Source organism: Buchnera aphidicola (Cinara splendens) (assembly GCF_900698975.1).
Classification (GTDB): domain Bacteria; phylum Pseudomonadota; class Gammaproteobacteria; order Enterobacterales; family Enterobacteriaceae; genus Buchnera_F; species Buchnera_F aphidicola_AI.
Genome location: NZ_LR217722.1, coordinates 324,860 through 337,166, shown reverse-complemented (window position 1 = coordinate 337,166; position 12,307 = coordinate 324,860). Strand labels below are relative to the sequence as shown.

The 12,307-nt window shown below is 23.4% G+C and carries 8 protein-coding genes; 1 reads left to right on the top strand and 7 read right to left on the bottom strand.

Features of this window, described 5'->3' with window-relative positions; all coding sequences use genetic code 11:
• Position 1: 1 nt before the first annotated feature.
• The 6 genes from leuS to prfB form a co-directional block, all read right to left on the bottom strand.
• The gene (leuS, locus tag BUCISPPA3004_RS01430; RefSeq protein WP_154048960.1) at positions 2-2,572 is read right to left on the bottom strand and encodes a leucine--tRNA ligase; all 2,571 of its coding nucleotides are present in this window, start codon (positions 2,570-2,572) and stop codon (positions 2-4) included.
• Positions 2,573-2,877: 305 nt separating this feature from the next.
• Positions 2,878-3,297: an rRNA maturation RNase YbeY gene (ybeY, locus tag BUCISPPA3004_RS01425; RefSeq protein ID WP_154048959.1), complete on the bottom strand. Its 420-nt coding sequence runs from the start codon at positions 3,295-3,297 to the stop codon at positions 2,878-2,880.
• A gap of 86 nt (positions 3,298-3,383) precedes the next feature.
• The gene (gene miaB, locus BUCISPPA3004_RS01420) at positions 3,384-4,730 is read right to left on the bottom strand and encodes a tRNA (N6-isopentenyl adenosine(37)-C2)-methylthiotransferase MiaB (protein WP_154048958.1); all 1,347 of its coding nucleotides are present in this window, start codon (positions 4,728-4,730) and stop codon (positions 3,384-3,386) included.
• Positions 4,731-4,864: 134 nt separating this feature from the next.
• Complete coding sequence (gene lysA, locus BUCISPPA3004_RS01415) at positions 4,865-6,118, bottom strand: diaminopimelate decarboxylase (RefSeq protein ID WP_154048957.1); 1,254 nt, start codon at positions 6,116-6,118, stop codon at positions 4,865-4,867.
• Positions 6,119-6,273: 155 nt separating this feature from the next.
• Positions 6,274-7,794 carry a lysine--tRNA ligase gene (gene lysS, locus BUCISPPA3004_RS01410; RefSeq protein ID WP_154048956.1) on the bottom strand — a complete coding sequence of 507 codons (1,521 nt, stop codon included), beginning with the start codon at positions 7,792-7,794 and terminating at the stop codon, positions 6,274-6,276.
• Positions 7,795-7,803: 9 nt separating this feature from the next.
• Positions 7,804-8,911, bottom strand: a protein-coding gene (gene prfB / locus BUCISPPA3004_RS01405) for a peptide chain release factor 2 (protein WP_154048955.1) whose coding sequence is annotated in 2 segments (ribosomal slippage) — positions 7,804-8,826 and positions 8,828-8,911 — 1,107 coding nt in all. Because the reading frame shifts where the segments join, the coding sequence is not laid out codon by codon here.
• 204 nt (positions 8,912-9,115) lie between these two features.
• Between prfB and BUCISPPA3004_RS01400 the strand changes: the two genes are divergently transcribed.
• The gene (locus BUCISPPA3004_RS01400; protein ID WP_154048954.1) at positions 9,116-10,081 is read left to right on the top strand and encodes a hypothetical protein; all 966 of its coding nucleotides are present in this window, start codon (positions 9,116-9,118) and stop codon (positions 10,079-10,081) included.
• A gap of 338 nt (positions 10,082-10,419) precedes the next feature.
• On the opposite strand, the gene typA is transcribed toward BUCISPPA3004_RS01400, so the two are convergent.
• Positions 10,420-12,246, bottom strand: coding sequence for a translational GTPase TypA (typA, locus tag BUCISPPA3004_RS01395; RefSeq protein ID WP_154048953.1), 1,827 nt, complete (start codon positions 12,244-12,246; stop codon positions 10,420-10,422).
• Positions 12,247-12,307 lie beyond the last annotated feature (61 nt).

Below are 12,307 nucleotides of genomic sequence, written 5' to 3'. Positions count from 1 at the left end.
TTTATTTTTTTTTCTCCAACAATACAAAATTAATAATTTTTAGCGGTATATAAATTATTTTATGAATTTTTTTATTATAAAAATATTTTTTATTTTTATCGTCTTTAGTTATTAATTGAATAACTTCTTTTTTTACAATATTATTATTTACTTGAATAATATTTCTTTTTTTTCCATTAATTTGAACTATGATTGTTGATTTTTTGTTAAGTATTGAATATGATTTTGGTGTAGGCCATTTTTCTACATCAATACAATTTTTCTTTTTGTTGATTCTGTTCCATAATATAAAACAAATATGTGGTGTAAATGGATATAACATTTTTATTATAGTTTTTATCGATTCAAGTAAGTTGTGTGAACTGACTTGTTTCTTATTATATAACTTTATTATAAAGTTAAAAAATTTCATTATATGTGCAATAGCAGTATTATATGAGTTTTTTTTATGGATATCATGAGTTACTGCAGTAATAGTACTGTTTAATTGGTCATATATGTAATTTTTTTTGTAAGGTTTAATTTTTTTTGTATTTTTGTGATTAGTTATATTTATAGTATGAACAAAATTCCATATTCTTTTTAAAAATCTATGCATACCTATAATACTATGAGAATTCCATTCTAGAGATTTATTTATTGGAGCTGCAAACATTAAAAATAATCGTAATGTATCGGCTCCATATTGATTAATAATATAGTCAGGTTCTATTCCATTATTCTTTGATTTTGACATCTTCATTTTTCCAGCATAAACGGTATTACTTGATACATTTTTTTGAGAAACACTGACAATATCTCCCTTTTTATTACGAATAATATTCAAATGATTTGGTGATAACCATTTTTTATTTCCATCACTATTGCGTACATAAAATGATTCCGCCATAACCATTCCTTGGCAGATTAATTGTTTTACAGGTTCTTGAGAATTAACATATCCAAAATCACGTAATAGTTTATGATAAAATCGAAAGTATATTAAATGCATAACTGCGTGTTCAATGCCTCCTATATATCGATCTACAGGTAACCAGTATTTTGCCGATTTAATATCTAAAATATCTTTATTAAAATTAGGATTTGTGTATCTTGCATAATACCAAGAAGATTCCATAAAAGTATCAAATGTATCGCTTTCTCTAATTACATTTTCTCCATATATTTTAGTATTTAGCCAACTAGTATATGCTTTTAATGATTTTGTATATTTTTTATTATGTATATAGTTGGGTAAATTTACTGGTAATTTTTGTTCTGGAATTGGTAGTATTTGATTTTTTTTGTTTGTATACATAGGAATAGGAGCGCCCCAATATCTTTGTCGAGAAATACACCAATCTTTTATTTTATAATATATACATTTTTTTGCTATTTTTTTATCAATTAGAATATTTGAAAAAGTTTGTCGAGCTTTTTTTATAGTTAAATTGTTAAATGGATAGGAATTTATTAAAATTTTATTTTCTTGTTTATGATGGTTAATATTTGTTGAAAATATTAATTTAATAGGAATATTATATAATTTTGCAAAAGAATAGTCTATTTTACTATTACTGGGTACAGCCATAATGGCACCAGTAGCATAATCATGTTTGACATAATTTGTTATCCATAAAGGTAATTTTTCTTTAGTAATAGGATGTAATACTAGTAAATTTGTATTAATACCTATTAGATTGTCATTTTTTTGATATTCATTGTATATTTTAGAATTATTTTCTAATGATTTTTTAATTATAGCATTTTTTTTAAGAATACTAGAAATTATTGGATGATATACAGATATTGCAAAAAATGTTACACCCATTATAGTTTCTAGTCTTGTTGTATATATTTTTAAAAAATAATCCAAATGATGTATTTTACATTTTATCTTTATACCTTTTGATTTTCCAATCCAATTTTTTTGCATAGTAATAACTTCTTTGGGCCATTTTCGTAATAATTTTAAATCTTTTAATAATTCATTAGCATATGCAGTAATTTTTATAAACCATTGTGATATTTTTTTTAATATAACAGTAGATCCGCATCTCCAGCACTTACTATTTTGAGATTGTTCATTAGCAAGAACTGTTTTATCAACAGGACACCAATTTACTATAGTTTTTTTCTTATATACAAGATTTTTATGAAATAACTTTATAAAAAATGATTGTTCCCATCGATAGTATTCTGGTTTGCAAGTAGTTAATTCTCTATTCCAATCATAACTGAATCCTAAGGATTTTAATTGTTGTTTCATAATGGATATGTTTTGACGAGTCCATTTGTGTGGTGAAATTTTATGTTTTATAGCTGTTTCTTCTGCGGGAAGACCAAAAGCATCCCAGCCAATTGGTTGTAATACATTTTTTCCAAGCATTCTCTGATAACGTGCTATTACATCACTAATTGTATAATTACGAACATGACCCATGTGTAATTTTCCAGATGGATAAGGCATCATAGGTAAACAATAGAATTTTTCTTTTTTCTCGTCCTCTTTTACAGAAAATGTTTTATTTTTCATCCAATGTTTTTGTACTATTAATTCTATCTCTTTCGGAGTATATTGATTTTCTTCCATAACTTTCCTATAGATAAAAGTTTATATTAATTTATTGAAAAAATTTTTACTATAAAATTTTTAAAAATATTTATATCTTTTATATTTACAACATATAACTATTTGAAAAATTTTTATTAAAATAAAGAATTTATTTTTTATGAAATTTGTTTTTATATTGTAGCTAAAAATTATAGATACTATATATTATAGCTTATAATTTTAAAAAATTTTATTTATAACATCATTAATTTTATAAACTTTATGGTCTTTTTTTTATATATAAAATGATTTTTTTTTTTAATTTTATTATTTATTTTAAATTTTTAGTATAAGTTATATGGATTAAGAAAACCTAATTTTTTCATGATTGTATTTTCTGCAGTTTGCATTTGTTTTGCAGATTGAGTAGTATTATGAGTATAATGCAACAAATGTAGTGTAGAATGAATTATCATATGCGCCCAATGTTCCAATATGTTTTTCTGTAATAATAAGGATTCTTTGTTAATGTAATGAGCGCAGAGTATTATATCGCCTATATAATGTTGAAATTTATGTTTTATATATATACTATTAGTAGCTGGAAATGATAATACATTTGTGGGTATATTTTTATTTCGATATTTTTTATTAAGTGATTGGATTTCTATAAGATCTACTAATCTAATAGTAATTTCTACTTTCTTTTTTTTAAAAATTTTTTTTAAACATGATAAAAAAAATTTTTTTTTGGGAAAAAAAATTTTTTTTTACATGCAATTTGTATATATATGTTCATAGTATTTTACCAATATAATTATTATAAATATTAAAAAAATGTTTTATTTCTTTAAATAATTGTTCCTTTTAAATATGTATTATAATTGATATTTATGACTTTTAATTGTATAAATTGTCCGATTAGTTCTGATTTCCCAGTGAAATAAATAATTCTATTGTTTTCTGTTCTTCCATATAACTCTTTCGGGTTATTTTTAGCAGAACCTTCTACTAGTACTAATTGAATAGTACCTAACATTCTTCTTCTCCACTGAAACGATTGTTGAATTATTTTTTTTTGCAATAAGTATAATCGATTTTTTTTTTCTTCAATAGTAGTGTTATCAGTTAATTTTGCAGCTCTGGTACCTGGTCTAGGAGAATAAATAAAACTATAACTTGTATCAAAATTGATTTTTGAAATAAACTGTAATGTTTTTTTAAAATCCTGATGCGTTTCTCCTGGAAAACCTACAATAAAATCAGAACTAATACTTATATTTGGTCGAATAAATTTTAATTTATTAATTAAATCTTCATACTCTTCTATAGTATAACCTCTTTTCATTAATCTTAATATTTTATTAGATCCACTTTGTACAGGTAAGTGTAAAAAATTTGTTAATTGAGGAATATATTTATAGGCTTGTATAATATCATTACTAAATTCCATAGGATGACTGGTTATATATCTAATTCTGTTTATTTTTGGAATTTTTGAGATTTCATACAATAAATCTGAAAAATTATATTTTTTTTTATTAATAGAATTATATATTTTATATGCGTTTACATTTTGTCCTAATAAAATAACTTCTCGTACGCCTAAATTAGAAAGTTTTTTTATTTCAGATAACACATGTTTACGTGGTCTACTGATTTCTTTTCCTCTAGAATAAGGTACAATACAAAAGGAACAATATTTATTGCATCCTTCCATAATAGTAACAAATGAAGTGAATTTTTGAGTAATGTGCGTATTAACTGAATTTTTAAATTTTTTTAAAGATGATGTGGTAACATCAATCACTAGATTTTCAGTGTAATAAGATTGATGTATTAACTCAGGTAGCTTATGTAGTGTTTGAGGTCCGAAAATAATATTAACAAATTTAGCTCGTTTGTGAATTTTTTTTCCTTCTTGAGTAGCGACGCATCCACCTACAGCGATACGTATATTAGGTTTTTTTTCTTTAAATTTTTTCCAACGACCTAATTGGTGAAATAATTTTTCTTGAGCTTTTTCTCTGATTGAACAGGTATTTAAAATTAAAATATCTGATTTTTCTGGATTTTTAGTAACAACATAATTTTTTGTTTTTATTAGTATGTTTTCAATTATAGAGGAGTCATGCTCATTCATTTGACAACCCCATGTTTTAATATATATTTTTTTTTTATTTATTTTTTTGTTCATAATTCATTTTAAACACAGAATAAGTATTGATGATGTTATTATATAAATTTTTTTAGTTATAATGCATAATCATTTATTATGATCTATAAGATATCATATATTGTAACAGGATGATATATATCATTATATGATTTTTATAGAGATAATTCTAATGATAGCATTTCTTTTATGGTTTGACGCCTTCTTATTAATTTAAAAACTTTTTTTTCATATAATATTTCTGGAATAAAAGGTCGACTATTGTAGTTAGATGACATAGATGATCCGTAAGCACCAGTATTGTGGATAATTATATAATCTCCAGGCTCTACTGAAGGAATATTTCGAGGTAGTATAATTCCTGTATCTTGTACTGTAAAGATATCTCCGGATTCACATAGAGGTCCAGCTATTATACCTCGAATAAGGGGTATTTTTTGAATATCTTTAATATTTTTATGTAACACTGTTATTTCATGATAACTACCGTACAAAACAGGCCTCATTAAATCATTAAATCCTGCATTAATTAGTACAAAAATATTTTTTTGAGTTTTTTTTACGGAATATACTTGTGCTATTAATATTCCAGATTGACCCACTAAAAAACGACCTGGTTCAATTTCTAGTTTAATAGGGCAATTTAAAGTAGAAATAAGTTTTTTTTTTACATTATTCCATTTTTGAAAATATTCATTGATGTTAATTTCTTTGTCCGTTGGTTTATATGGTATATTTAATCCCCCTCCAGCAGATATGAATTGTATTTTTTTATTTAATTGAATAGCGTGATTTTTCATAGATTTACATACTTGATATAAGTTTTTTGTGTTTACTCCTGATCCTATGTGTATGTGCAACCCAATAAGATTTAAATTATATTTTTCAATTATTGATATAGCGTGCATAGAATTCCAGATTCCGTGTTTGCTTTGATCTCCTCCTGTGTTTGTTTTAATATGATGTCCTCCACCAAATTTAGGATTAATTCTAATCCATACAGGATGTCTAGGAGATATTTTCCCTAACTGATGTAACATTTCAATAGATCCAGCATTAACCGGAATGTTTTTTTGAACTACTTCTTTTAGTACATTCTCTTCTAAAATATCTGATGTAAATACAATGTCATTGTTGTGTGGTTTAAATCCTGCAATAAGCGCTCTTTTTATTTCTCCCAGTGAAACTGCATCTATTTTTATGTTATTATCTTTCATTATTTTTAAAATATGTATATTAGAACAAGATTTTTGTGCAAAACGAATAATATCAAATTTTTTTAATTTTTTTATTTGTTTAATAATAATATCTGCATTGTATACCCATAATGGTGTTTTGTATTTTTTTATTAAATAAATAAGGTTTTTTCTTGTTAGTACTTTATTTGAAATATTTAATGTATCTTGCATTTTTTCTCCACAGATGTTATTTGAATAAATACTAATGATTTTTTATGTATTAATAATATTTATATTTAATATATATTAAATATTGTTTATTATTTTAATTGAAACAATTTTTTTATATATTTGATTAATTTTATTAAAGTTAATCATTTTAGTTATTAATATATTTTATTCTTTAAAATCGGAAACAGTATAACATCTTTGATATTTTTTTGATTAGTTAAAATCATGATTAATCTATCAATACCAATTCCTAAACCGGATGTAGGCGGTAATCCGTGTTCTAAAGCAGTAATATAGTCTTGGTCATAATAAAAATTTTTTAAAAATTCTACATTTTTTTTTTGTGATTTTTGTAATTTAAAACGTCTTTTTTGTTCTTCTGGATCATTTAATTCAGAAAAACCGTTAGCTATTTCATAACCTGCTATGAAAAATTCAAATCTATCTGTAATATTTTTATTTATACTGTTAGTTTTAGCTAAAGGAGAAATTTCCAAGGGATATTCAGTAATAAACGTTGGCGTAATTATTTTTTTTTCTATCTTTTTTTCAAAAATTAAATAAATTATTTCCCCCAATGAAGTGCATGTTTTTATATTTAAGTGTATTTTTTTTGCTATCTTTTTAGCTTTTTTTAGTGTTTTTAAATCAGATTCTTTAATTTTTTTGTTGAATTTTAATATTGCTTGTATCATAGTCATTTTTTTAATTGGTTTTTCAAAATTTAACTGGTATTTACCGTATGTAAAAATATATGAATGAAAAATTTTTTTTACTAAAAAAATACATAGTTTTTCTAAAAAAGACATCATGTCAGTATATTGAGTATATGATGAATAAACTTCCATCATAGTAAATTCTGGACTATGTTGTGTTGATAATCCTTCATTTCTAAAATTTCTATTTATTTCAAAAATTTTATTAAAACCACCGATAATTAGTCTTTTCAAATATAATTCAGGAGAGACTCGTAAATACATTTTTTTGTTTAAGGAATTATGGTAAGTAACAAATGGTTTTGCGTTAGCTCCTCCAGGAATAGGATGCATCATGGGTGTTTCAACTTCTAAAAAATTTTCTTGTATCATAAACTTACGAATATTTAAAATAATAGAAGATCTTTTTGTAAAAATTCTCGTAGTCTGAATATTAGATATAAGATCTAAGTATCTTTTTCTATATTTTAATTCTTTTTTTTTCAATCCCTGGTATTTATCTGGTAATGGTCTTAAAGATTTTGTTAGTAAATATATTGTTTTACAATAAATAGATAGTTCTGATGTATTAGTTTTAAATATTTTTCCTTTTACTCCGATTATATCTCCTAAATCTAATTCTAGAATATGATTTTTATAGTAATCTTCTGCAAATAAATTACTTTTTATATATATTTGAATTGTATGATGATTACCGTATATTACTAAAAATGCAGCTTTTCCTAAAATTCTTTTTTTTATAATTCTTCCAGCAATTTTAACTATATAACATAATTTATTTAAATCATCTTTTGTGCTTTTTTGATATATATTTAAAATATCTTTGATACTATTTGTGCAACTAAAAGTATTAGGAAAATCAAAACCTAATTGACGTAATTGAAATAATTTTTTTTTTCTTGTATTAACTTCATTTTTTGATGATTTCTTTTTTTTTTTTTCTTGAATTTTTTTTGACATATTTTATTTTTATAATCCCATTTTTAAACTAGTTTTAATAAATTGATGTAAATCACCATTTAAGATTTGATATACATCATTTCTTTCTATGTTAGTTCGGATATCTTTTATTCTAGAATCATCTAATATATATGAACGAATTTGGTTTCCCCATCGAATACTAGGTTTTTTTGTATTTGTGTTTTTTTTTTCTGTTTTTTTTTTTTCTGTTTCTATTCGATATAGTTTAGATGTTAATTGTTTTAGAGCAGCATGTTTATTTTTATGCTGAGATCTTTCATTTTGACACTGTGTTACAATACCTGTTGGTATATGTGTAATGCGTACAGCAGATTCTGTTTTATTGACGTGTTGTCCTCCAGCTCCCGAAGATCGGTAAACATCTATTCTCAGATTTTTGGGTTGAATATCTATATTAATATTATTTTTTAATTCAGGATATACAAATACAGAACTAAATGAAGTATGTCTTTTGTTATTTATGTCAAAAGGGCTTTTTCGTACTAATCTATGTATACCTGTTTCAGTTCTAAACCAACCAAATGCATATTCACCTTTTATTTTTAATGTAATAGATTTTATACCACCATTTTCTCCTATTGATTGGGATATAATTTTACTTTTGAATTTTTTATTAAATGAATATTTTAGATACATTTTTAATAACATTTTTGTCCAATCTTGTGATTCAATTCCTCCTGATCCTGATTGTATATCTATATAACAATTATTATGATCGTGTTTATGGTAAAACATGATGTATATTTCTAGTTTTTTTAATTTTTTTTTTAATTTTTTATATTGTATGTTTATTTCTTTTTTAATAATTTTATCGGGTTCTTGTATAAATATTTTTATCCAACACTCTATATCTTGTACTATATTAGTAATTCGTACAATGTCATTTTTATTTTTAGATAAAATATTTTTTTTTTTATATAAATGTGATATTAATTTAGAATTTTTATAAAATTTTAAATTTTTTAATTTAGAATTAATAGACTGGATTTTTTTTGTATTGTTATCATAGTCAAAGATTCCTCTTTAATAATATTATTTTTTTTTTAAATAGTTGTATTTTTTTAATTAAAGTGGATAAATTTAATGTTTTTTTCATTTTATTTTTTAAAAGTTTTAGTTATTTTTTTTAAAATACGTATAATTTTTATTTTTTTAATTTATTATATCAATTGATATATCACATATTTTATATGATTATTATTATATAATAATTTTTATATAAACATTAATTTATTGTATCATATCATATGACTATACTATAAAAAACATCTAAAAAAAAAGCTTTCTTAGAGAGTAATTTATGCAAAATAATTCAAGTGTTTATCTGAGTAATAATTTATCTAATATATACATGCAATTAAACGATTGGTCTATAGTTCGTGTTCTAGGATTAGATAAAAAAAAATATTTAAATAATCAATTTACAATAGATATAAATTCAATTGATAATTATAACTATAAAATTGGAACTCATTGTAACATTAATGGAAAAGTATGGACTTCATTTTTTATATTTAAATATTATGATTGTTACTTATATATTGTACGATCTTCAATTTGTAAGAAACATTTATATGAATTAAAAAAATATTCTTTATTTTCTAAAGTAGATATTTTTGAAGATAATAGTTTTCGTTTATTTGGTTTATGCGGAAGTAAATCAGATTTTATATTAAAGGATATTTTTTCCATTAGGTTCAATCAATATACTTCGGTAATTGTACAAGATGGTTTAGTTTTTTTAAAAATCAATCAACCTGTTAACAGATATTTGATTTTAGTACATGAAAATAAAGTAGAAAATTTTTTAAAATGCATAAAGCATAAAATTTTATTGAGTATTAGTATGCAATGGTTAGCGTTAGATATTGAAGCATGTTTTCCTATAATTGATAAAAAAATATCTGGTTTTTTTATATTACAGTCTTTAGGTTTAAAAAAATGGAATGCTATTGATTTTAATAAAGGTTGTTATTATGGACAAGAAGTATTGTGTAAATATGAAAATAAAAAGATTAACAAATTTACAGTTTGTTCATTAATAGGTAATAATTATTCCTGTCATCCTGATATTTTTGAATCTGTTGAATATTTAGATGATAAATCAGGTTATAAGTTTCATGTTGGTGTAGTTTTATCGTGGGTATATATATATCCTAAAAAATTATTATTACAAATTCGCATAAAAAAAATTTTTTTAAAAAAAAAAAATATTTTTTTTATAAAGTCAAATCCATCTGTTGATTTTTTTGTGTTTACTAGATAGTAAATTTCTATAATAATTTTAAAACAGAAATTAATTAAAAATAAAGCATTAAAAAAGTAGTATTTGGATAATTTATATAAAAATTATAAAAACGAATTTTAGATAAATATTGAGATTAAATTTATACTTAATACATTTTTATATAATATTTTATTTAATTAAATTACATGTAATTAAAATTGTTATTTTTAGTAAAACTTTTAAATTTATATAATCTAAAAAATTTTTTATTTATATTTCATAGTATTTTTTATAAAAAGAATCTTTTTAGGATATAAAGATTCTTTTTAGTAATCGTTAACAATATGAATTGTATATCATGTATTTTTTACTAATGATTAATAATCACGAGTATTATTTTTGTTGTTTTTTTTCCTATCACTTTCTTTCAGTAATAATTTTCTTAATCGTATTGAACGAGGAGTTACTTCTATTAGTTCATCGTCATTCACGAAATTTAAAGCATATTCTAAGGTAATATTAATTGGTTTAGTTAAATTTATAGCTTCATCAGTTCCAGAAGCGCGCATATTTGTTAATTTTTTTCCTGTCAAGCAATTCACAGTTAAATCATTAGATCGGTTATGTATTCCTACAATTTGTCCTTCATACACCTCTTCTCCGTGATGAATAAACATTTTACCTCTATTTTGAAGATTATAAATAGAAAAAGATACAGCAGTTCCAGTTTTTTTAGAAATAAGAACTCCATTTTTTCTTTGTCCAAATTTTTTTTGTTGTAATGGTCCATAATGATTAATAGATGAAAAAAAAGTACCACTTCCTGATGTAAGATTCATAAATTCGGATCTAAATCCAATTAAAGATCTACTAGATAAAATACATTCAATTTGAATTCTGCCGTACTCACTGGTCACTATATTCTGTATTTCACCTCTTAATTCACCTAATTTTTGTATTAACGGTCCTTGATGTTTTTTTTCAATATCTAAAAATGTTATTTCGAATGGTTCAGTTAATACATTGTTTTTGTTTTTAAAAATTACTGTAGGTCTAGATACCTCTATTTCAAAATTTTCTCTACGTAGTTGTTCTAACAAAATAGATAAATGTAATTCTCCTCTTCCAGAAACAGAAAAAATGTTTGAATTTTTAGTTTCTTCTACGGTTAAAGAAATATTACGAATAGTTTCTTTTTTTAATCGCTCTAAGATTTGACGAGATGTTATGTATTTTCCTTCTCTACCACAAAAAGGTGATTGATTAACACAAAATAACATTTTTACAGTAGGTTCATCAATTTTTAAGTTAGGTAAAGGATACAAAAAATCTGGATCACAAATAGTATCTGATATTTCAATGTTGTTAAGTCCTGTAACTGCAATAATATCACCAGCATATGCTATATCTATTTTTTTTTTTTTTAATCCGTAGAATTTTAATATATTTTGAATTTTTCCTGTATAAATTTTTTTTTTATTTCTCAATACTGAAACCATTTGATTACTTCTTAACTTTCCTTGTTGTATTTTTCCGATTCCGATCATTCCAAAATAATTATTGAAATCTAATTGTGAAAGTTGCATTTGAAAAAATTTTTTTTTTGATATGTTGGGTATTGGAGTGTATTCTATAATAGAATTTAATAAAGGGACCATATTATTTTGTATATTATCAGGATCATATCCCGATTGACCTAATAATGCCGAAGTATATATTATAGGAAAATCTAATTGTTCATCACTAGCGGATAAGTTAACAAATAAATCAAATATTTGATTAATTACCCAATCTGGTCGAATAGTTGGTCTATCCATTTTATTAATTACTACTATTGGTTTTATGTTATATAAAAATGATTTTTTAGTTACATAACGTGTTTGAGGCATAGGTCCTTCAAAAGCATCTACAACTAGTAAAACAGAATCTACCATAGATAAAATTCTTTCTACTTCTCCTCCAAAGTCAGCATGTCCCGGAGTATCGATAATATTTATATGATAATTTTTCCACGTTACTGACGTATGCTTAGATAATATCGTTATACCTCTTTCTTTTTCCAATTCGTTGGAATCCATTATTCTATCAATTTTTTCTTCATGCTGTTGAAATGTACCTGATTGCTGTAATAATTGATCTAGTAGTGTTGTTTTTCCATGATCAACGTGAGCAATAATAGCAATATTTCTGATCATTTTATTCATATAGATACCAATTTTTTGTTAATTATTAAACGAATATGTAAGTTAAAGTTCGGTATGGAAG